Origin of the sequence: Shewanella sp. DC2-4 (genome assembly GCF_013248875.1) — a bacterium.
Classification (GTDB): domain Bacteria; phylum Pseudomonadota; class Gammaproteobacteria; order Enterobacterales; family Shewanellaceae; genus Shewanella; species Shewanella oncorhynchi.
In genome coordinates this window covers 4059604-4081686 of the sequence record NZ_JABRVR010000002.1, presented here as the reverse complement: position 1 = coordinate 4081686, position 22083 = coordinate 4059604, and the positions used below count along the sequence as shown (strand labels likewise).

Annotated in this window: 15 protein-coding genes; 9 read left to right on the top strand and 6 right to left on the bottom strand. The window is 47.2% G+C overall.

Features of this window, described 5'->3' with window-relative positions:
• Positions 1-254 precede the first annotated feature (254 nt).
• The 3 genes from HQQ92_RS18495 to dsrO are packed head-to-tail and all read right to left on the bottom strand — an operon-like array spanning position 255 to position 5252.
• Positions 255-3362 carry a tetrathionate reductase subunit A gene (locus HQQ92_RS18495; RefSeq protein WP_173247518.1) on the bottom strand — a complete coding sequence of 1036 codons (3108 nt, stop codon included), beginning with the start codon at positions 3360-3362 and terminating at the stop codon, positions 255-257.
• Between the two features lie 35 nt (positions 3363-3397).
• Positions 3398-4480, bottom strand: a complete 1083-nt coding sequence (gene nrfD / locus HQQ92_RS18490) for an NrfD/PsrC family molybdoenzyme membrane anchor subunit (RefSeq protein WP_173247515.1) — start codon at positions 4478-4480, stop codon at positions 3398-3400.
• Positions 4470-5252, bottom strand: coding sequence for a sulfate reduction electron transfer complex DsrMKJOP subunit DsrO (dsrO, locus tag HQQ92_RS18485; RefSeq protein WP_105250251.1), 783 nt, complete (start codon positions 5250-5252; stop codon positions 4470-4472). Before dsrO ends, nrfD begins: the two co-directional genes overlap by 11 nt.
• A gap of 281 nt (positions 5253-5533) precedes the next feature.
• On the opposite strand from dsrO, the gene HQQ92_RS18480 reads away from it, so the two are divergent.
• The 7 genes from HQQ92_RS18480 (at position 5534) to HQQ92_RS18450 (ending at position 16635) form a co-directional block, all read left to right on the top strand.
• Positions 5534-7552 carry a sensor histidine kinase gene (locus HQQ92_RS18480; RefSeq protein WP_173247512.1) on the top strand — a complete coding sequence of 673 codons (2019 nt, stop codon included), beginning with the start codon at positions 5534-5536 and terminating at the stop codon, positions 7550-7552.
• Positions 7552-8163, top strand: a complete 612-nt coding sequence (locus HQQ92_RS18475) for a response regulator transcription factor (protein ID WP_168827647.1) — start codon at positions 7552-7554, stop codon at positions 8161-8163. Before HQQ92_RS18480 ends, HQQ92_RS18475 begins: the two co-directional genes overlap by 1 nt.
• A gap of 369 nt (positions 8164-8532) precedes the next feature.
• Complete coding sequence (locus tag HQQ92_RS18470; RefSeq protein WP_173247509.1) at positions 8533-12207, top strand: ATP-binding protein; 3675 nt, start codon at positions 8533-8535, stop codon at positions 12205-12207.
• Entirely contained in the window at positions 12207-12860 is a 654-nt protein-coding gene (locus tag HQQ92_RS18465) for a hypothetical protein (RefSeq protein ID WP_011790751.1), read from the top strand. Before HQQ92_RS18470 ends, HQQ92_RS18465 begins: the two co-directional genes overlap by 1 nt.
• A 48-nt stretch (positions 12861-12908) precedes the next feature.
• Positions 12909-14129: a phosphoenolpyruvate carboxylase gene (locus HQQ92_RS18460; protein WP_173248722.1), complete on the top strand. Its 1221-nt coding sequence runs from the start codon at positions 12909-12911 to the stop codon at positions 14127-14129.
• Positions 14117-14989: a hypothetical protein gene (locus tag HQQ92_RS18455; RefSeq protein WP_173247506.1), complete on the top strand. Its 873-nt coding sequence runs from the start codon at positions 14117-14119 to the stop codon at positions 14987-14989. The genes HQQ92_RS18460 and HQQ92_RS18455 overlap by 13 nt, the downstream gene beginning before the upstream one ends.
• A gap of 401 nt (positions 14990-15390) precedes the next feature.
• Positions 15391-16635, top strand: a complete 1245-nt coding sequence (locus HQQ92_RS18450) for a dicarboxylate/amino acid:cation symporter (RefSeq protein WP_173247503.1) — start codon at positions 15391-15393, stop codon at positions 16633-16635.
• 117 nt (positions 16636-16752) lie between these two features.
• Here HQQ92_RS18450 and HQQ92_RS18445 read toward each other — a convergent pair whose 3' ends face one another.
• The gene (locus HQQ92_RS18445) at positions 16753-17244 is read right to left on the bottom strand and encodes a TIGR00645 family protein (RefSeq protein ID WP_105250244.1); all 492 of its coding nucleotides are present in this window, start codon (positions 17242-17244) and stop codon (positions 16753-16755) included.
• 572 nt (positions 17245-17816) lie between these two features.
• Between HQQ92_RS18445 and HQQ92_RS18440 the strand changes: the two genes are divergently transcribed.
• Together HQQ92_RS18440 and HQQ92_RS18435 are read left to right on the top strand one after the other, a co-directional pair.
• Entirely contained in the window at positions 17817-18386 is a 570-nt protein-coding gene (locus HQQ92_RS18440) for a DUF7010 family protein (RefSeq protein ID WP_173247500.1), read from the top strand.
• Between the two features lie 245 nt (positions 18387-18631).
• A complete protein-coding gene (locus HQQ92_RS18435; protein WP_105250242.1) occupies positions 18632-18979 on the top strand; it encodes a BON domain-containing protein in 348 nt (115 codons plus the stop codon).
• An 810-nt stretch (positions 18980-19789) separates the two neighbouring features.
• On the opposite strand, the gene HQQ92_RS18430 is transcribed toward HQQ92_RS18435, so the two are convergent.
• Together HQQ92_RS18430 and HQQ92_RS18425 are read right to left on the bottom strand one after the other, a co-directional pair.
• Entirely contained in the window at positions 19790-20974 is a 1185-nt protein-coding gene (locus tag HQQ92_RS18430; protein WP_173247496.1) for a hypothetical protein, read from the bottom strand.
• Positions 20955-22001 carry a nucleoid-associated protein gene (locus HQQ92_RS18425; RefSeq protein WP_173247493.1) on the bottom strand — a complete coding sequence of 349 codons (1047 nt, stop codon included), beginning with the start codon at positions 21999-22001 and terminating at the stop codon, positions 20955-20957. Before HQQ92_RS18425 ends, HQQ92_RS18430 begins: the two co-directional genes overlap by 20 nt.
• Between the last annotated feature and the right edge of the window lie 82 nt (positions 22002-22083).

The following is a 22083-nucleotide window of genomic DNA, read 5'->3' as shown; positions in this document are numbered from 1 at the left end:
TGAAAGCTCGATATTTCGAGCTAGATATACTGATAAATATAGCTGTGATTTTAATATGTGGTTTATTTCTATGAAACGCGTGATCGGGATCTATATACCTAAATTGAGTAAAAAAGATCACTATTCCTCGGTTTATTCGCGAATAGGCATAGCTAGAAAGCATTAATGATGCGATTAGACTTAATCAGATTGAATTAACGCTAAAGAAAAAGCTGCCAAAGGGCAGCTTCTTAAGTGTCATCTATGCTCGGCGGTTAGCTTAGTTTTTCAATCTTAGCTGGTAGCCCTTGTCTGGCCGAAGCGCCACTTGCCCAATCCACCAGCGGGTAGCGGCCGTGGCGACTCGGATCAAACAGATTCAAGTCGTTCATATTGATGCCGACTCGGATCAGCGGATTGGCGGCGATTTTAAGATTGTCGATCACTACGTCCCGCGCGCCGAGTTCCTTATGGCCATAACCGTGTTCGATAGCGATGCAGTCAGGGTGCACTCCGGCAACACATTCCACTAAGGCTATCACGCTGCCGTTGGGCGTGCTGATCTTGACCGTGTCACCTGTGCTGATCCCAAGGCGACTGGCGGTCTTCTCGTTCAGCCGCACCGGATTATTAGGGTGCACTTGGCGCAAACGATCCGAGCCAATACTCATAGAGCTCATGGTGTGGGATTTGTAACTACTGATCAGCAAAGGCCATTGTGATTTATTAAATGCCTTATCAAGCGGTGTGCCATTGGCTAAGGCGGGTTGATATAAGCGTGGACAGCCACTCATAAATTCCCCTGTGAGACTGTTACGGCGACTGCCCACTTCGGGATTCCACAGCATCATAGGTTTTGGCCAAACCTTGGTTGGATTCCCCACTTCATCCCGTGCACCGCTCATATTTTCAAAGCGGCCGCCGCGGGCAAATAAGTAGCTAACTTTTTTGACTTCATCTGGCTTGAGTCTGGCGTTAAGCTCACTTTGGATACGACTCACACCGCTAAGATACATGTCCTCAGCGTTGATATCGGCGACGGCTTTACCCAAATAGGCCACGTTAGCGGCGCCGTAAAGTGAGTAATCCGCTGCGCGCGTTAACGGATGTAAGCTGCCATCGGCGGCCTTAACGGCATTTTCGCCAAAGCCGGGTAGTGCGAGTTTTATTGCCACTTGGCTTAAGAAAGACTCCATGCACACCACATCACCACTGGCCATCTTTGTGACCCTTGGTTCGACAATCGGCCAGCGACCTGTCGTTTCCTTCGTCAGAGTCCCATGCCACGAAGGGCTCCAACCCCAAGACTCATACGTTAATGTGTCGGGCACGATATAATCCGATAGCGCCGAGGTTTCGTTAATAAAGCTGTCGATACTGATAAACAGTGGTAGCACTTTGGGATCTTTCAGTTGTTCACCAATGGCTTCACCTAGGCCCGCTTGACCATAAATCGGATTGCCCATGTGGTTAATCCATGCTTTGAGTCGATAGGGATAACCGTGCACCGCCGCCGTTAAATGTTCGCCAAGCAAGGGCGATGAAATCGGAAACCAAGGCTCCTTTGCAGGATAAGGCGATTCGCCCGCTTCGACTTTACGGCGATACTCTGAGGTTTTCTCGTAGGGGAATTTAGATCGCGATAGGAATACGCCCTTAGGCTCGACCATGCCGTCAAACTCCTGCAGATTATACCTTGGGCCTTTACCAAAGGCGGGAAAGGAACCGCCGGAAGCTAATGCGCCACCTTTTAAATTGATGTTACCTATCATGGCGTTGAGCATCATGATTGCCCACGCGCTATAAAAACCATTAGCGCTCATTGTACCGCCGTGGGAGATCACCGCAGCCTTAGTGCCATGGCTGGTAAATTTATCCGCAAGGGCGATAATTTGCGCCTCGCTGATATCGCATTCCTTGGCATAGTGTGCCATCTCGAAGCTCTGCGCCGCTTCGCTTAATAGCTGGAAGCTAGATTTAACCGCAATCACCCCCTTAGGTGTGTCGACGTTTTGGTCAACGTCGAGCTTGGCTTTCAGGCTTTGGCTCGCCAAAACTATCTTGCCACTCGCGGCATCGACAACCAACTGCGAGTCTTGCTCGCCGTAGGCTTTACCCTCGAAAGGTAAGCCAAGATCGCTGGCAAAGAGATATTGGCCATATCTTGGATGGGTCGATTCGCTGACGATCAAGAAACCTGCGTTACTGAAGCCACGGTAACCTGATGCTTTTGCGGCATCGACATTGGGCGCACTCAAAAAATCGGCGGCGTAGCGCTGGTTATCGATAATCCAGCGCAACATGCCCATGGCGAGTGCCGAGTCGGTGGCGGGGCGGATCGGCAGCCAAGTATTGTTACCCGCGCAAGGTTGATTCGAGGTATTGGGTAGCATGGGCGACACCACCACATAACTGAAATTGGTGTTATTCACCCGCGCGTTAGCCAATTGTCTTGCTTGGCGTTTAAAGGGATTGCCCGATTGCTGCGGTGAAGTGCCGATAAAGAGTAAAAATTCACTATGGTCCCAATCGGGTTTTAAGTGGGCGTATTTTTTCAAATCATCCAATAAAGCGCCCGCTCCAGCACGGTAGGTAAATCCACAGTAAGCGCCGTGGTTGGCAAAGTTGCGCGTGCCAAAGCTGTTGAAGGTGAAGCGTTTGATAATGGCATCGCGGCCTTCATCTGATGCGTTTGAGACCAGTAACTGGTTGGCCTTAGGGCCGTATTCTGGATTATTGGTATCGAGCGACGTGGCGATATCACGAATCGCTCTTAAGCCTTCGACTTGGCCCTCACCAAATAAATCACCACCTTCGACGACTTCATTCAGCAATTGCTCAAAGCTAATGCTCTGCCATTGGCCACTGCCGCGCTTACCCACGCGTTTAAGACATTGGGTAACGCGATGTGGGCTATCTAATTGTTCTAGCATGGCATTACCACGGGCGCAGGCGGTGGAACGTCCTTGTAGACCCTGTTCTTGAAAGGCGCTAAGCCCAACAAAGGCGGTTTTGATCGGTGTATCGAAATCGATATGTTCCCGCGATGACAACGGATGATAAGGATTACCGCTGATACGGATGATTTTATCGGTTTTTTGATCGATACGAGCGCGCACGCCGCATTTGGTCCAGCAACCTAAGCACATAGTATTGGCGATGCGTTGATAGTCATTGCTGATTAACTGACCTGACTGTAAATCGACTTTGTATTCAGGTGCTAAGGAATTGCCATGCAGCGGATCTTGGGTTGGTTTTCCTGAGGTATCATTGACGACACCTTTTCCTATTTGCGCTAATGTATGGCTATAACCCGCAGCAAATAATCCCACACCACCCGTTACAGCGGCCCCTTTGATAAAACGACGTTTACTCTTATCCATGATGGACTCCTTAATTCTGTAAACTATTTGGGTGCTCAGCGAGCAAGTTTTGCCGCAGGCGTGTGGCGAATAAGTTCGGAGACCAGCGCCATTAATGTTAACCAGAGGCCGAAGGTACCGGCTATGCCTAATAGCCCTTCGGGTCCCCAAGGCAGTTGATAGAGATAAGTCCCTGCGCCGTATTTAGGATCGGTTTGCGCTTGAATTAGCACTATCCAGCGAAACCCCCACGCGAGATGAATAGCTGTGAGGCTGACGACGAGCATTGCCACATTGGGTAAGTGACGAATGGCGAGCATCAGTGCCAGCACGGCGAGTGTGACCAGTACCCAGATTGCAGCAAGTTGCCAGCTTGGGCTGGTTTCAAGCAATAATGCGGCTTCAGGGGCCGAGCCCTTATCGAATAACGCCCAGCCGATAAGGCATAGGGCGAATAGACCAAAACTTGCTCTTACCCAGAGTAATAGGCTGTCTTGGGTGCGCTGTTGGTAGCCCTTTAATAGTCGATTCAGTACCACCAAAGTGCCGCAGGCGGCGAGCAGGGCACTCATTGCCATCAAAGGTGGCAGCCAATAGGTATGCCACAGTGGCCGCGCCTTAATGGCCATGGTTTCCATGCCAGTGTAGAGGGCAATACTGCAGGCACTCAGGGCCGTGATCAGTGCGATCGGCTTGATGAATTTGTCACTGTTCCAATCACCGAATCTCAATAATTGGCCTATTTTATTCACCCAATCGGAGTCTTGATTCGTGGTGCGCTTAGGCAGATATTGACGCAGTAGCAGCCAAGCAAACACTGCGCTGGTGCCCGAGAATACGGGCAGTAAAAAGGCGCCATACCACATCCAAGAATCAGGGCGAACTTGCGCATAAAAATGCCAAGCCCGCAGCGGTTGGTGTAAATCGGCGAGTAAGGCGATAGGAGCGACTATGCCCGCGGTTAACATTAAACAGGCGCAGAGCTTCAGCAATCTGTCATCGGGTTTGGGTTGGCTAAACAAGTGTATTGTCGCTACCCATACGCTGGCGTAGGCGAGCCCCATCATAAAAAAGTATTGCACTGCCCAAGGTAGCCAAGTAATAGCGATATCTGGGGTAAAGATTTCTTTAATGACCATGGTGGATCTCCTCGCCAGTATCGGTAAGTAAGGTTCTAACGGGGGCTTGGCCGCTAATCTTGTCCTCAAAAGCGCTGCTCATGCCGATGTAGAACACCCGTGGCGCAGTGTTGGCCGTCGGTTTGAGCACCTTGATATCGGTTTTGTTGGTGGCGAGCAGTTGGCTTATCTGGCTGTTGGGATTATTTAGATCGCCAATCACACGGGCTTCTCCTACGCAGGTTTCGACACAGGCGGGCAGTAACCCTGCATCTAACCTGTGGGCGCAGAAGGTACATTTGTCGGCGGTATTGGTGTCGTGGTTGATAAAGCGCGCATCATAGGGGCAGGCTTGCACGCAATAGCCACAACCAACACACCATTCATTGTTGACGACCACTATGCCGTCCTTGCGCTGGAAGGTCGCGCCCGTAGGACAAACTGGGATGCAGGGCGGGTTTTCGCAGTGATTACAAAGTCTTGGTAGCATTAAAAACGCAGGCGGAGTGGTATCTTCCTGCTGCGAGACTTCATACTGCTGCACTGTGGTGCGAAATTGCCCGAGGGGCGGTTGATTCTCGATAGTGCAAGCGACGGTACAGGCTTGGCAGCCCACACAGCGGCGCAAGTCAATTACCATACCGTAACGTTTACCCACTTGGCCTTCGCTGGCACTGTGCATTTGAGGGCTGCGCTTATCATCCTGTGCATACACTTGCACGACAGGGATGAGTGCGGCGCCAACACTGACGCTGGCCATTTTGCCGAGAAACTGACGTTTACTCTTGTCCATACAGATTTCCTTCACTACTTGCAGATGGCGAATAAACTGGCTCATAGACCTAGAGTTAAGGTTTATGGCGAGGTTTACAGGCATTCTGTAAAAGGGGAGGCGGCATAACTATAGTGGTTTTCCACATATCAGGCGTGGGTTTGATCTAGCGCAACAAATATCCGTTAGAATAGCCTTCAAAATGCTAGGGTTTTATTTTTTGTTACTTGAGTTTGGCCTTTTCTTAGCTTGAGTTGGACTTGATTTTAGTTTGAGTGACTGGGGATAAAGGATTGCACTTCATGTTATTGAGGATGATGAAAACGGTGTTTCGCTTAGCTCTATCGGTCAAGTGGCCGTTATCGATTCTGAGCACTCCACATTCCGTGGCAATACCGAGAAAAAAGCCAAGGAACGCAGTGTTATTCCTATGTTTGCTGGCTTCAGTTAAGGTGTTTGCTGCGGAGCCACTGAATCAAAGTGCGCATTCGGGATTAACTGACCCTGAGGTTGTTGCTCAAGTTGCTATTGAAGAGCCCAGTTATCAAGTAGTCGATGTTGGCGTGTTAGCCATCCGCGGTTATAAGGCAACCATCAACCGCTGGCAACCTTTGATGGGGTGGCTCGAAACCAAAATTCCCAACAGTTACTTTAGGTTACATCCTCTCACCCTCGATGAGCTCGCTAAGGGCGTTGAAACCCAAGGGCTCGATTTTGTGATCACCAACCCAGGGCAATCTGTGTTACTGGCACGGCAATATTCTCTCACTTGGTTGGCGACCCTGCGTAGCCCGTTAAATAATGGCGCGGCAATGCAAGTGGGTTCGGCGCTGGTGGTGCGCGCCGATTCACCCTATCACACCTTAAGTGATCTTAAGGGACGTCGACTCGGGATCGTATCGAAAAATGCCTTTGGTGGTTACTTGACCTTAGTGTACGAAGCGCAGCTAAAGGGCATAGATTTGCCTCGCTTTGTGGGTGAGATTATTCCGCTGGGGTTCCCGCTAGATAACTTGATTTATCAGTTAGATGATCAAAAAAGTGGTGATGATGCGGCGAAAGATAATCGACTGGATGCGGCTGTCGTGCCTGTGTGTCAGCTTGAGCAGATGCAAACGGAAGGTCTTATTAACATCGCCCATTATCGAGTGCTCGATAATCAAGCGCCTGCGGGATTTAATTGCCAAGTCTCGACCCACCTTTATCCCAACTGGTCTATGGCAAAGACCAATCGCGCTTCCCAGTCTCTGGCTAAAAGTGTGACTCAAGCTTTGCTGGCGCTGCCCGAAGATCATCTCGCCGCTAAGTCTGCCGATTCTGCGGGCTGGACCACGGCCGTGAGTCAGCTTGCGATCGATCAACTGCTTAAAGATCTCGATATGCATCCTTTGCAGGCACCATGGTGGCAAAGGGCGTGGCAGTGGATCAAGCTACGTCAACAATGGGCTTGGCTTGTTTTGGGGATTTTGGTTTTACTCAATGTGTATCATTTTTGGCTTGAATACCGCTTTAGTCGCCGCGGCCGTGAGTTGATTAACACTCAGCGTCAGCTCAATGAAAACCGTGCGTTACTGGAACATGCACAGCGTATTGCTATCGCGGGTGAGCTTGGCGCGAGTCTCTCCCATGAACTCAATCAACCTTTGGCGGCGATTGGCCATTATTGTCATGGCGCCGAAGTGCGATTACAGCGGGGGACTAGCCCTGAGGAGTTGCAATCTGTATTGGCGCTGATCCAGCAGGAAGTCACACGTGCCGACAATATTATCAGTCGCTTACGTAATTTATTGAAGAAGCGACCTGTGTCGAAACAGCCTTTGTATTTGCATGAGTTGGTCAATGATACTGTGCCGCTGCTCGCCTATGAGTTTGAACAACATCAGATAAACCTTGCCGTCAATGTGAATGGTGAACCCTATTTACAGTCCCTCGATGAAGTTGGCATGCAGCAGTTGTTGCTTAACTTGCTGAAAAATGCCTTTGACGCCTGCGTTCAGCGGTTAGAGCTTGAATCCAGTGGCACCGAACAGAGCATCACGCAAAAGCCATACATACCCACGATCGATATCGATCTTCGCTATCAAGAATGCACACTCTTGCTGACAGTCACAGATAATGGCACTGGGTTAACCGAAGAGACCAGTCTGCTGATGCAAGCATTTTATTCCACTAAATCAGAGGGGTTAGGTTTAGGCTTAGTGATTTGCCGTGATATTGCCGAGAGCCATGGTGGGACGTTTAGCCTAGAAAGCGCTATGGGTGGCGGTTGCCAAGCGCAGGTGGCAATACCGCGTAAACCTGAACCCAATGGAGCACAATAATGAGTCTTGCCTTACCAGTGTATTTAATCGATGACGATGACTCAGTGCGTCGTTCTTTGCGTTTTATGCTTGAAAGTTATGGCCTTAAGATCACCGACTTTGATAGTGCCGAAGCCTTTTTCACCATAGTTGACTTAACACTACCGGGTTGTGCGCTGGTCGATGTGCGTATGCCGGGTTTGAGTGGTCAGCAGTTGCATCTTGAATTAGTGGCAAAAAATAGTCCGCTAGCGGTGATTTATCTCACTGGCCATGGCGATGTGCCAATGGCGGTAGATGCGCTTAAATTAGGTGCGGTGGATTTTTTCCAAAAACCCGCCGATGGCGCTAAGTTAGCCGAGGCGGTCGTCAAAGCGTTGGAACATACCAAGGCGCATCATCAAGACAATCAGTATCTTGAGACTTATCAAGCGCTCACGCCAAGAGAGCGGGAAATACTCAACCTGATTGCCCAAGGCCTGAAGAACCAAGAGATCGCCGATAGTCTCTGTATTGCCATGCGCACGGTTGAGATCCACCGTGCCAATTTGATGAAAGGCATGCAAGTGGGATCGCTGGCGGAAATGATGCTGATCTACAGTCGGATTGCCGAACGCCTGCGTCTCGAATAAATCCGCTGGAATTTACCTTTTATCGCGCTAATTGCCGCTTTGTTAGCCGCCTATTTTGGCTAAGTTGTCGTATCATTGGCCGTTTGATTTGAGCCTAGCTATAGGGTTATGTTTTTGCTGAGCAATGGGCTGAGATGTGAGCCAAGGCATTAGTGCATCGCTGCTTAATTGCCAATACACTGTGATTGCCTTATTTTAGGGGCACTATTTTTAGGCCACGATTTTTAACATCACTTTTTAGTCACTTTTTTAAAGTGTTTATTTACAGTGACGATTTTAACGTCATTGGCCCTCTTGGATTGTTTTCTCTTATTTGTGTAGAAGCTTCTGCAGCTTAGATAAGACTCTCCTGTTTGCATAAGGAATGAAATGGCAAGCTTGATTCGTATTGTGCTGATTGATACGCACCTTCCGGGCGTGGTGGAACTCGCCCTCAATGGTCATACCAACATTTGTGGTACTAACGCCTCGGGTAAAACGACATTACAACGTCTAGTCCCTGTTTTTTATGGTGAATACCCAAGCCGCGTGGTGCCTTCGACCCGCGACAGTTTCGAGCGTTGGTATTTGCCACACGATTCAAGCTACATCATTTACGAATATCAAAAGGCCGATGGCTTACTGTATCAAGCCGTGTTGGCCTCTGCGGGCGATGGGAAGGGCGTTAACTATCGTTTTATCGCCAAAGGTTTTGAGCTAAGCGATTATATTAAATCGCAAAATGGCGACACTATTCTGTGCCACACCATGGCGGAATTAGGCCGTGATTTAAAACGTGCTGGCATCGCCACCACTAATTTGCTTAATACCCGTGAATATCGCGCCATTATTCAAAACGATCGCACCCTATTAAGCACGGGCAGCAACCGCAGTGAACTACGCGGTTATGCACGCCAATTTGCCCTGTGTGAGGGCGAGCATTCCCTGCGCCACATCGAAAAACTCGCTAAAGCGGTGCACTCCAAAGAAGGCAAGATGGAGACGGTCAAATCCATGATCGCCGCCATTTTAGAGGAAGATGGGGTTAATCCGCCCAGCTCACGTTTGAATCCGCAGCGCGTTGAGGCGTGGATCCGTGAGAGCCAACTTATCCAAGGCTTTGAAGTTATTCGTCCTGAATTTGAAAAACTCGAGCAAGAATTTAACCAACTGCTCAGCGCCGAACTGCGTTTATCGAGTCTGTCTCGCGGTTATCGCAACGATGAAACCTTAGAAGCCGATCGTCAAGATATTCAGCAAACCTTATCTAAAGAGCTGAATTTAAAACTCAGATTGCTCGACGATGAATGGAAAGAGCAACGCGATGAGCTCAATCTCGATTTATCGGCAGCTAAGGGCGATGTGGCAAAGTGCGAGTATGAGCTCGATGCCATTGAAGATCAGCACGCTGCTTTTTTAGATGCCAACATAGAACAAGCCAAGGCCGATCTTGAGATGCTGCCGAACTGGCGCACCGATGTTGAAAACCTAAGTGAACGGCATAAGCTGCAAACCGAGAAGCACCAAGACATTGAGGCGGCGTACAATGCTCGTCGCAGTAAGATTGGCGAGCAGTTAAACCGCGAGCTTGAAGGTTTGCATGCCGACCAAGACAAGCAGCGTGAAGCCCGCGATAAACAACGTGAAGTGGCGCGCACCGATATTGACGCCCTAGAGCTGCAATGGCGCAACCAAATGGATGCGGGCAAGGCTAGCTTTAGCGAGCAGGAATACCAATTCAAACTCACTGCCGCCGAGCTTAAATTGCGTGTTGATGGCGTGACTTACACCGAAGAAGAAAAGCTGAGTCTCGCGATTTTCGACGAGCGTATTCACCGCGCCGACGAAGAACAAGAAAGCTGCAATGCCAAGGTTGAACGCTTAAGCAGCGATGAACGCAAGCTCAGAGCCAAACGTGACCAAGCCAACGAAGCCTTGCGTATCGCCACCTTAAGGGTGAACGAGCGTCAAACTGCATTGGATGAACTGCACCATATGCTGTTCCCGCAATCCCACACCCTATTGGAGTTTCTGCGTAAAGAATCCCAAGGCTGGGAGCAAAGTTTAGGGAAAGTGATCGCGCCTGAACTACTGCATCGCACTGATTTACATCCAAGCTTAGTGACTGAATCGAGCGAAGCTTTCTTTGGCGTGCATTTAGATCTTAAAGCGATCGATGTGCCTGAATATGCCGCCTCCGAACAAGAGCTGCGTATTCGGTTAAGCAAAGCCGAAGAAGCCCACACTAGTGCCCAAGAAATGCAGGCCGAGGCCGAATCTCAGCTGGTGGCCATTAATGGCGAGTTGGATAATCTTAGCCGTGAACTGACCTTTGCCCGCACGGCTTACAAAAATAGCCGTGACGATCTGCGTCGCCTATTTGATGAAAAGCGCAGCGAGCAAGAGAAAATCAACAAAGCATTGAGCGAGCGCAAAGCCCATGCGGGACAAAGACTAACTCAACTCGATGGTGAGCTAAAACAGCTTAAACATCAGCACGAACTCTGGCTCGAAGATCAAAAAGAGCAAGCGCTTGAAGCGCGCATGGAAAAGAATGCCTATTGGCAGGAAGTCATCGGCGCGCTCGACAATCAACTCGGCCAAATTAAAGCGACCATTGAAGGGCGCCGTGAAAGTGCCAAAATCGAGCAGAAAGCCTGCGAGACTTGGTACAAAAACGAGCTTAAATCCCGTGGTGTGGATGAGGATAATATCCTCAAACTCAAGCAACAAATTCGTGATTTAGAAACCAAAATCAGCCGCGCCGAACAGCGTCGCAGCGACGTACTGCGCTTCGACGATTGGTATCAACACACTTGGCTTGCGCGCAAACCTAAACTGCAAACTCAGCTTAGCGATGTGAAGCGTGCGGTATCGGAAATCGATCAACAGCTTAAGGCGAAAACTCAGGATGTTAAGGCCCGTCGTCAACAACTTGAAACCGAGCGTAAAGCGTCCGATGCGGCGCAGGTTGAAGCTTCTGAAAACTTAACGAAGTTACGTGCCGTAATGCGTAAACTCGCCGAGCTTAAGTTACCGACTAATAACGAAGAAGCCCAAGGCAGCCTAGGCGAGCGTCTGCGCCAAGGTGAAGATTTGCTGCTAAAACGCGATTACCTGATGGGTTCGGTGAAGCAATATGTAGAGCATTTCGACTCAGTGATCGCCAGCAAGTCAGGTTCGGGCCTTGCCGAAACCTGGGAGCGTGCCCGCGAAGAATCGAGCTTTATCAACGATAAAGGTATTCGCCTGCTGGATTACCGTAAGTTAGTGCCACAGCTTGAGCAATTGCTGAACGTGATAGTGCCGCAATCGATTACTGCGCTGCGTGAGCAAGGACGGATTTTCGGCGTCGATTTAACCGCCTTCTACGATGTGTTAGCCGATATCGACCGCCGCATTGCCTCCCAAAGTGCGCGCATTACCCGCGAAGTGGGCGAAGAGTTATTCCTCGATGGCGTGTCTGAATCGGCTGTACGTATTCGTTCGCGTATCAGTGAGTTAGAGTTCTGGCCTGAGCTTGAACAGTTCGTCAAAGCCTTTAAACATTGGAAAGCCGATGGCTTTAATGGCTTGCCCGATGAGGATTACACCAACAGCATGCGCCGCGCCTTAGACATTATCGGCCGTGCCGCGTTAACGGGGGGCATCTCCAAGTTGCTGGAAATCGAGCTGCGCCTTAAAGAAGGTAACAGCGACTTAATCATCCGCACCGATAGACAGCTTAACGAATCCTCAAGCCATGGTATGGCGTATCTGATTTTGTGTAAGTTCTTGTTGGCATTCACGCGCTTGCTGCGTGGACGCGCCGATGTGACCATTCACTGGCCAATTGATGAGTTGGGCACTTTGCACCATACCAACGTGAAGAAGATTTTCGACGCCTGCGAAAATAACAATATTTGTGTGCTGGGCGCCTTCCCTAACCCTGAGTCTGAGGTGCTGAACTTGTTCGCCAACCGTTACATTATCAACAAACAAACTAAGAAGTTGCAGGTGGTAAAACCTAAGGTCAACCCAATTGCCGACATGTTGAATAAGCGTTTGTCGAAGGAGACCATCTAATGAGTGATGCAACCCAAACCGTATTAGTTGGCACTGGCGCTTTGATTGAGCTGTTACTCAAGGGCGAGTTTATTTGTCGCACCACCAATGAAGAAGGCTGGCGCGCCCTTAAAAATAGCAGTACCCGCGAGCGGGTTGAAGCTTATCTCAATCAAATCAACCGTACCGTGGCGTCTGCCGCCGAAGGTGATGTGTTCTTCTGCGGTTACTTACAGTTAGGCGATGCCGAACGTAAAGTGATTTCATCGCAGTTTAAAGATATCTGTCAGGCATTGATCCCGCTGGTGGAATGGTTGGTATTAGTGCAAGAAGCCAGTGGCCAAGATGCGCCGCTGAGCGAAGGTGCGCCCGTGCGTTTAACCGAGCTGCAAAGCCGTATCGAAGACACGCCGGCGTTCCGTGAGCAGTTAGCCAAGCTCAGCCAATATCGTTTATTTGGCTCAACCAGCACTAACAGCGATGCGCAAATCAAATTAGTCTTCAAACGCTTAGTCGAACTCGGCTATTTAGTACGACCCAATGCGGAGAAGCAAATCTATATCGCCACGGGCAAGCTGGATTACCTGTATGAAGTCATTCGTTTTATCGATGAAACCGAAGGTTTAAGCCTAGAAGCGCAGGCGGAAACAGCGACCCAGCGGGACTTAATCTAATGTTGGCACTGTTAAACCTAGGTAAAAGCTGCGACCAAGGAGGCCATGATGAGCAGTAACTTACATCAGGCGGGTGTGAAACTGCTCAAGCAGTTAGGTCGCCATGCTGACATTATTATGGATACCTATTTGGCGGGCTCTCTTAACGAGGATGCGCACGATCCAAGCGTGGTCGAAAAGCTTAAACAGGCAGGGATTTTATGGCGGCCAGAGCCAGATCAGGAGCTGCGGCTTAAGCGTTCTGTGCGTGCCTTACTCGAAGAAGGTTTAAGTGATGAGCGCAATCGTCAAATCGACTCTAATGTCGGTTCGGCCTTAGCCACGATTAAAACCTTGGCCGATCATTATAAAGAGGCGCGTCATAGCTCAGATTACAGCGCCGCTGAGGCCTATTTATCCGATTTAAGCGAACATGTTTATAGTTTCGCCGACAGTCTGCGTTATTCGATCCGTGTGCTCTGGGGCCGGATCAATAACGAGTTCGGTTACGTTGGTACGATCAACGCTAAGATCCGCGAAAACGAATTAGCTCAAAGCCAAGTGTCTGAATTGCTTAATGGCTTAGAGATGTTCCAGTTTAGTGAGCTAGGCGAAATCGCTGGCGATATCCGTGAACTGCGCAAACTCTTAGTGACGACTTTGCAGGAAACCATGAGCGACTGCGCCCAGGAACTGAGCGTAGTGCAGGGGCGTTTACTCGAACTCTTAGGTCGCTTCAGACAAATCCGTGGGCGTACCCGTTTGCTCAAGGGCTGGTTGCTCTACACTGATTTGCATCCGGATTATCGGCCTGCGGACCATGTATCCCACAAGGAAATCCCGAGTCTATTCAATCGCGCCGAAATCTTGCTCGCGCCTGCTGCGGTAGATGTGCATAACGCCAGCCAAGAACTGGAGTTGATGGGCATAGTTGCGCACATTAAAGCCATCAGCCGCCATCCCGTGATTGCGGCGGTTCGTGAGCGAGATGCATCCGTTTCTATCACCCAAAGTGAAGACTTTGATGTGCCGGATAATCCGCTCAAACAAGCGGTGGATGAGTATTTCGTCGATGTGATTGAGTCTGGCCTGCGCCAATCGGCGCTGGAATATCTGGCGGATAAAGCGCTGCCTTGGGACGCCGAAAGCTGGATTTATCAAGTGATTGGTGGCTACGAAGGTCTGCCCGATGAACACAAAGCTTATTTTGAGCTTGAGCCATTGGGTGAACCGCATCCCATCTATAGCGGCAACTTTATTATTCGTGATGTGGAATTATGGCTCGCCTAGGCCAGCAACAATTACAACTGTTGGAGAACGCTTTTATTAAGCGTTCTCCCAAGGTTAAGCTCACGGCTAACTGGCGCGCTATTTACCGCGAGTTAGAAGTGGGTGAGTTAGACGGATCCGAAAAGTATCTGTGTTTTGCGCCCAAAGATTTTGAACTGCTAAGGCAAAGCGTGTTGGCGTTAATGGGGCTTGATTTAAGGCAGCTTGATTTTAATGTCGATCGCATGGCGATGTCCGCCAAAAGTCACGATGAAAAGCTTGCTAAGATCCGCCCCGAAGCCGAATACGTTTTGATGAAGTATCTAGGTTTCGAATTTTCACCAACTGGGATTTCAACACACACATCACTGCGTATTCCTTTGGATGAAGCACAAAAGCATTGCCATGAACTCAATGTCGCAGCCATCCTAGTGGTTGAAAACTTAGATGTATTTGATGTTATCCATCAAGCGCGTTTACCACAGGATTTAACTTATGTGATGGTTATCTACCGTGGTAGCGGTCATCATTCCCCGATTGGCGTGCGGCATTTTTTGCAAGCGATGGCAGATAAATTGCCGATTATCGCCTTTACCGACTTAGATCCCGCAGGGTTACAAATCGCCCATACCTTAATGGGCGTGACCCATTGCCTTGTGCCACAACTTGCGCTGACAGCACCTGCTGAGTTATTGGCAATAGCACAAATTAATTCTACTGATTATTTCGACAAGCAAGCGAAACAGGCTAAGTATTTGCAAAATGCCGAGTTAAAGCATTGGCAAAAATTAGCCGTTTGGTTAAATCAACACCAGATTAGTATCAAACAGCAACACCTGCTGGCTCGCGGACTTGAACTAGTGTTAGTGCCATATATTTAGCTGTCATCCATTTCATCTCTCTGCTTTACTGTAATTAACTGGTTTTAAATCCTGTTATAAATTTAAATTCAGTTATTAAGTCTGATATTTATCTGGTTATTGTTTCTTATATGTTTAATTTGATGTTATTTTGTGTTTATTTTGTTTGTTTATGCTGGTTTAAATATATTTTGTTAGTGCTTAAATATTGTGCTTATGAATTTTTTATGATTTAAAATCAGTTTATTACTGTTTTTCTGTGATGGTGTTAACTTAATTCAAGATGAAAAAATGAAATTTATTCATTGAATTAACGGCTAGCATGTTTCACTATCCCCGCCTGAGCCAAAAATGGATTGGCAATTGTGCTCATCATGGAAGATGAATAACAAATAAATGACCTTTCTGGGGAAATCACAAGCATGATGAAATCACTTTCGACGCGGATCTTTATTGGTCTGTTTGCCGGCCTTATTTTCGGCACAATAGTGCAATACTTCTTAAACGATATCGGTTTTTTCTCGGGTAATTTAGTCGAGCTTGCCGGTGGCGTTGGTACTATGTTCGTCAATATGATCATGATGCTGGTTGTGCCACTCGTGTTTGTGAGCATCGTTTGTGGTGTCTGTGAGCTGCAAGATCTTAAAAGTTTTGGCCGCTTGGGCGGTAAGACCTTCGGTTTTTATATCATCAATACTGTCGTCGCAATCGCGACCGCATTATTAGTGGTGCTGCTACTCGAACCCGGTAAAGGTGTAGATATGAGCAGCACGGATGGCGTAGCGATTACAGCAACTGAGCTGCCAAGCCTGATGGCGCTGGTGATCGACATAGTCCCACGTAATCCTGTGACGGCTTTTATGTCGGGCAATATGCTACAGGTGATCTTTATGGCCTTGTTGCTTGGCGGTGTGATTAAGTCCCTTGGGGAGCATGTTGCGGGTGCTGTCCAAGGTTTTCAAACCGCCAATAAAATCATGATGAAACTGATTTCTGTGGTGATGAGTCTTGCGCCCTATGGTGTATTTGCCTTGATGTTTAAACTCGGCGCGACCTTAGATGCAGGTGTGTTTATGAGTGTGGTTGAGTATATGGTGCTGATCCTCGCGCTGCTGCTACTGTGGATTTTTGTGGTTTATCCTATGGCAGTGGGGATATTTACCCCAATCTCAGCCAAAACCTTCCGCGAGAAGACCCAAGAGCAAGTGCTGTTTTCACTCTCGACTGCAAGTTCAAATGCGACTATTCCCGTGACCATGCGTACTTTAACGGACAAGTTAGGCGTGAACCGTGCTGTTGCTGGTTTTGGCGTACCGCTGGGGGCGACCATGAACATGGGCGGTGTGGCGATTTATATCACTATTGCGATTTTCTTTGTCGCCAACGCCTTTGGCATGCCCATTACCACTGAGCAATTGCCTTCGCTGTTATTTAGTGTCTTCCTATTATCTGTCGGTGCGGGTGGTGTGCCCGGTGGCGGCATGGTGATGATAGGTGTGTTAATCCATCAAATGGGATTACCGATAGAAGCCTTTGCCATAGTGGCGGCCTTAGATCGGATTATTGATATGGTGCTGACATCCTGTAACGTGGTTGGTGATACTGCGGTGTTGACCATAGTGGATCAAACCGAGAAAGTGCATCAGCTTGAGTCAGCGAAGAGTTAATGTGCCACTAAGTCGTATTCTATAAAAACAAAAGCCACTGAAAACAGTGGCTTTTGTTTAATATTCTCTATGCTGGTATTGATGTGTTGCTAGGTTAGCATCAACAATGTTAGCCCATTACTTAGTGCGAGTAATTTTATCCAGATAGCCCATGGCAAAGGCTGATAATACAAAGGTGATGTGTATTAACAGATACCACATGATTTTGTCGTTATCGATATTCTTCACATCCATAAAGATTTTCAGTAGGTGAATAGACGAAATCGCCACAATCGACGCCGCCACTTTGTTTTTCAGTGAGCCAGAATCTAATTTACCCAGCCAACTTAGCTTCTCACTGTCTTCGCCTACATCCAGCTGCGAGACAAAATTCTCGTAGCCAGAGAACATCACCATCACAATCAGGCCGCCCACGAGGGTGATATCAATCAAGGACAGGGTCACCAGCACTAAATCCACTTCAGTCATCTCAAAAATGATCGGCAGAATATGGAAGATCTCTTGGAAGAATTTAATGCCTAAGCCCAATAAAACAAAGCTGAGTCCCAAATAAATTGGCGCCATAATCCAGCGCGATGCATACATTAATTTTTCAAATATTTGTTCCATATGGAGTAAACCCTTAGTGGTTAAAGCGTAAAAATCGAATCTATGATGCTAAAACAATAACATACTGGGTTAAAGCCGCGCTATCGGCGGATAGTTTTTCAATTCGATAATGGTATGAAACTCTTTATGCGGCCTTGCGGCCGAGGTGGATCAAAGTCGTGGGGCTTCACCCCACACCCGACCAAGGAGGACTGCTCGTCCTATCCTCCTTGGATGCTCCATGACGCCCCTAGCGAAGTTACATGCATTGATTAGTGGCTTCGTGCTTATTCGAAAATCGCTAACGCTTCCGATGGTACATCCTGTACCCCGAAAGCTAGCTCGGCATCCATGCCTCGCTCACGCTATTTTCTTCAACGCCCTTCAGCAACTTCGCAGGGGAGGTGAACTTCTGTGGCCACTGTGTGGGCTGTAACTACTGAAAGAGTTATGTCTGTGCCATCTTTCCCGCTCATTTTCCCTAATAAGTTTATCATCGATGACATTTGTCATCCTAGATTGCTGACAACTCACACTGCCGTGATGGACATTTTACGCAGATACTTAAGTCATCTAAACAAGGAGGCTTAATCATGCAACATAAATCACTGGACCAACAATTAATCGAATACCGTCAACAACGTGCTTTAGCTATGCCTTTATCCGGCATGATTGTGTGGAGCTTACTGTTTTTATTGAGCTTTGTATTGCCTCCTTCGCAGTTGGTGATGGCGGTCTTTATCGGTACTGGTTCTATTATCTACCTTGCCATGGGTATTTCGCGGCTGACGGGCGAGAATATCTCGTTTAAGAAAAGCGCTGAGCGTAATTGGTTTGAGACTGTGTTTCTCGCTGCGATGGGGATGAGTTTTTTAACCTTTAGCATCAGTATTCCCTTTTTTATGGAAAATTATCTGGCCTTGCCTTTCGCCCTTGCGGTGCAAACAGGTTTAATGTGGTTAGTCCACGGTGTTTTAGCTGCGCAAAAGGTGGCCATAGTGCATGCGATAGTGCGTACTTTAGCCTGTGTGGCAGCTTTCATGCTTTGGCCCGAGCTGAGCTTTCAAATTCAGCCTCTAATCGTGGTGTTTTGTTATGGTTTTTCAATTCCTGTGATGCAGCGCCGTTGGAAGATTCAGCAAAATCTGTGTGCTAGCAATTAGTGGGTTATCTTTGGGTTATTGTGTAGATTTTGGCTTTGCGGCCTAATGGCCGAGGTGAATCAAAGTCGTGGGGCTTCAGCCCTGACGCTTAATCAGTGGGGCTTCAGCCCTGACGCTTAATCAAGAGTCTAACAAGTGATCTCGCCCTAGATCGATTTGTATGTCTGCCAGCGCACAGAGCTCAAACTGGTGTTATTGCATTATGGTTATTACCCTGCACTTTTTGCAGTGTGAAGGAGCTTATAATGCAAACCATGAAACTTACGTTCGTTACCGCTGGTGTTGTACTCGTTGGTAGTTTGCTGCTTAACGGTTGTGATAGTGGCAATGTGAATACTCAAACAGGTACACCAGACTTAACTGTAACAACCGAGGATGGTACTGGTGATGATATTAAAATTGCCACAGCAGTTAATACTGCGTTGATCGCTGATCAGCAGCTACAAAATTTAGATATTCAGATAGAAACCCGCAAGGGCGATGTCACCATTTCCGGCAATGTAAATAGCCAAGCTCAGAAAGACCAAGCTGAACGGGTGACGGCAGCAACCTCTGGTGTGCACTCGGTAAATAATCGGTTGGAAGTAAAATAGCAATGTCAGTAAAGCCGCCTGTTTGATGTATTCAATCGACAGACGACAAACAGGAGCGGCAGCTCTTATCTGGCTTTAATTCACCGCTTATGCCACAAAATACCAATCCCCGCCAACCATGCTGCGGGGTGTTGGCCTTCTTGATTTATAAATGTGTGAGTCTAGCTATGGTCACTCACGCTGGCCTTGCGGCTGCTGTGGCAGATTTGTGCTTTGGAGTTTGTACCTGTTGTGATTTTCTTTGCGCCACATTTCGCACTTGCTACGTAGCTTTTGGCTTCGTGGCCTTACGGCCGAGAAAGTCCTAGGGCTTCCCCCCTGACGTTTAATCAAGAGTCGACCAAGGAGGACTGCTCGTCCTTGTCTTTTTAATTGTTAATTCTACTGATGTAGAACCTTCGATTTTTAGTTCACGTCCATATTGTAGTTGCAGATTTATACGGCCTTACGGTCGAGGTGAATCAAAGTCGTGGGGCTTCACCCCACACCCGACCAAGGAGGACTGCTCGTCCTATCCTCCTTGGATGCTCCATGACGTCTCCAACGGAGTTGAAAACCCCTTGGGCATTTAGCGTCCTTATGCTATCGCGTCAGACGCTCGTCCCTGATTCGACTGACGCTATCTCGGCATCCATGCCTTGCTCACGCAACGAACGCAAATGCCCCGCGGCAACTCCGATGGTAGGGTGAACTTCTGTGATCTCGGTGTTGGCTGTAACTACTGAAAGAGTTATGCCAAATCCATCTTTACTCTAATCTTTAGAGATTCAAGGCCATTTTTCTCTAGTTTGTCTTTTAAAATAAACTTAACTAGATGTTCAAGATTGAGAACCAGTAATAAGCTGGCTCTGTGAGAGCAAAGTAGACGATGTGAGCCAATATAAATCCTACTGTCACTATAAAATCAACGACGTGTAATACTACTTTCTGATGTTTGATACGCTTGAAGATTAAATCAAATGTACTCTCGACTGTTTTATGTAAAAAATTATATTCGCAAATAATCTGATTTTGTTTTCTTTCTGTTTCATTTTTCACTGCGTTTAATGTGTGCTTCTGATTTCGAAGCACCAAGTCAATTAATACAACGAAAATCCACACACCAATCAAAACAGCAGTGTTAATCCAAAACAGGTCGTTAATCTCTCTAGTGGATTTCAACTGTGTGGCGACAATGACTGTTGCCACAGGTATCCCAAGAATCTGGTTCTGAATATCTGAAAATATTTTGTTGATTTTTGCGAGTTCTTCTAGCTTGGTCACTTCAAGTTGATCTACTACTTTTTCGTAAGAAAAATCAGAAGCAAATATTGCGTAACCTTCGTCTAGTTGTTTGAAAATGTCCGGAAGTTCATTTAATAACTTCGCGAATCTATGTTCCTCTGTGGTTTTTTTGTACTTTTGGCATATAACTTTTTCAAGAATTTTTAACTTCTGCTCTTTGTGGATAGGACTCTCAAAAAAGCTCATCAAATTAGATAAAGAATCCTGATTAATTTGTTCAATATCGTTAGTCACATATTGAACGGGCAAAATAAATTTACCGTTATTAACAAATACCAATTGCTGTGTATCTTTGTCCAGATAAGCCGCAACAAGTCCCAGTAGCTCAACTAATTTCAATACAGAAAGATATTTATCGACTATTGCAGGGCCATTTTCATCTTCAGAGTACCAAGCATTTTCAATTAAGTAGAATCGGGATTTTTGGATTTTACCTTTTCGGAATTGCAACACATCGTCAAAGCTATCAGCTAGAAGCCCAAGTCCTGTTCTTGGGTCTGATAGCTCCAGTTCAACTCTAGTACCGACCGTTAACTGTTCGATATCAAAAGCTTGAAGGAGATGTACACCTGTATTAGTTGAGTCTGCTAAGGCTGATTGGAGTAGCTCTAATTCTCCCGTATCAGCCGCAGTAAAGTATCCTTTTCTGCCATCGAAAAGTTCAACATTTTTGTATAGTTTACTAAGTGTCTTAAGATTCATCGTCTTCATTTTCAGCTGTTTCAGCTAATAGTTCTTCTCTTAAGTCATCAGGAATGTTTGTTAGTATAATTCTTTGATTTTTATGGTCATATTCGACATCGCCATTTTTGATTGCAGTTCTTGAAAAATTTAGCTTCCAGAACTTAGATTTACCTTCGAAGTTTACCAATCCTTTTGCTGCTCGTCGATCAGGGACAAATCCATCTGACAAACTAAACTCTTCGCGCGATAAAGTTGCTGTAAGTGCAGAGGGTGCGTCAGGCCAACAGTGATTGGCCAGAGCAGTCAAGCTGAGGGGAGTATTTTTGGGTAACTGAATTATAAATTGATGAGCTCTTTCCAAAAACTCCCCTCTAGACTCGACTCCCATCTGTTGCTCGGTTGCAAAAGTATCTAATGCTGTAACGAGCTTCTGAGTCTCAACAAGTGGTTTTAATATGTCGTTGCAACCAATAAATACTTTAAAGTAATCAGCGATATCACTTCGTCCCTTGAGAAAACTAATGTAACGCTCCCCCCCAGTTTGCCAAGCATTCAAGTCTATGCGACCAGCAACACGTAAGTGACTTAAATCAAGATGAACACTGTCAATAACATCTAGGCCATCTGTAATAGCTGTACCTACTGTTTCAGTAACAATTGCTACTAGCAAATAATGAACATCGCCGACGCTAATTTTTGCAAAAAGTACATAACCTCCCGTTGCTAATAGTTCTTCTCCAGCTTTATTGGCTAAGCGTACCATTAGTTTTTCCGATAACGTTTTAAAGTCGTACTTAGCTTCTTGGGTGTGTTGTCGAATGTATCGCTGTACGGGGTACTCATCCTCATCTGGTTCGAAACACCCAAATGCTTTACCTGTGCTACCTGAGTAAAGGTTGTAAAGGTGGTCCACTAGCCTTTGCACTGACCTGTTTACTGGTAATAATGTTTCGCGTAATTCCTTGTCAGCGCCTTTGACGTGTTGTTTTTTTATTAGCTTGTGTACGATACATTCTGTAATAACGTTCTGAACTGTAGCTACATTTTCAGCCATCAAATATTTCCTTTTACTTATCATTATATTTTCGAATCTGTTACATCATTCTTGTATTCGGCGTGCGAAAGCTGGGACACGC

Coding starts and splice junctions, on each gene's coding strand:
- HQQ92_RS18495 (WP_173247518.1), bottom strand. CDS start 3,362: ATGGATAAGAGTAAACGTCGTTTTATCAAAGGGGCCGCTGTAACGGGT.
- nrfD (WP_173247515.1), bottom strand. CDS start 4,480: ATGGTCATTAAAGAAATCTTTACCCCAGATATCGCTATTACTTGGCTA.
- dsrO (WP_105250251.1), bottom strand. CDS start 5,252: ATGGACAAGAGTAAACGTCAGTTTCTCGGCAAAATGGCCAGCGTCAGT.
- HQQ92_RS18480 (WP_173247512.1), top strand. CDS start 5,534: ATGTTATTGAGGATGATGAAAACGGTGTTTCGCTTAGCTCTATCGGTC.
- HQQ92_RS18475 (WP_168827647.1), top strand. CDS start 7,552: ATGAGTCTTGCCTTACCAGTGTATTTAATCGATGACGATGACTCAGTG.
- HQQ92_RS18470 (WP_173247509.1), top strand. CDS start 8,533: ATGGCAAGCTTGATTCGTATTGTGCTGATTGATACGCACCTTCCGGGC.
- HQQ92_RS18465 (WP_011790751.1), top strand. CDS start 12,207: ATGAGTGATGCAACCCAAACCGTATTAGTTGGCACTGGCGCTTTGATT.
- HQQ92_RS18460 (WP_173248722.1), top strand. CDS start 12,909: ATGAGCAGTAACTTACATCAGGCGGGTGTGAAACTGCTCAAGCAGTTA.
- HQQ92_RS18455 (WP_173247506.1), top strand. CDS start 14,117: ATGGCTCGCCTAGGCCAGCAACAATTACAACTGTTGGAGAACGCTTTT.
- HQQ92_RS18450 (WP_173247503.1), top strand. CDS start 15,391: ATGATGAAATCACTTTCGACGCGGATCTTTATTGGTCTGTTTGCCGGC.
- HQQ92_RS18445 (WP_105250244.1), bottom strand. CDS start 17,244: ATGGAACAAATATTTGAAAAATTAATGTATGCATCGCGCTGGATTATG.
- HQQ92_RS18440 (WP_173247500.1), top strand. CDS start 17,817: ATGCAACATAAATCACTGGACCAACAATTAATCGAATACCGTCAACAA.
- HQQ92_RS18435 (WP_105250242.1), top strand. CDS start 18,632: ATGCAAACCATGAAACTTACGTTCGTTACCGCTGGTGTTGTACTCGTT.
- HQQ92_RS18430 (WP_173247496.1), bottom strand. CDS start 20,974: ATGAAGACGATGAATCTTAAGACACTTAGTAAACTATACAAAAATGTT.
- HQQ92_RS18425 (WP_173247493.1), bottom strand. CDS start 22,001: ATGGCTGAAAATGTAGCTACAGTTCAGAACGTTATTACAGAATGTATC.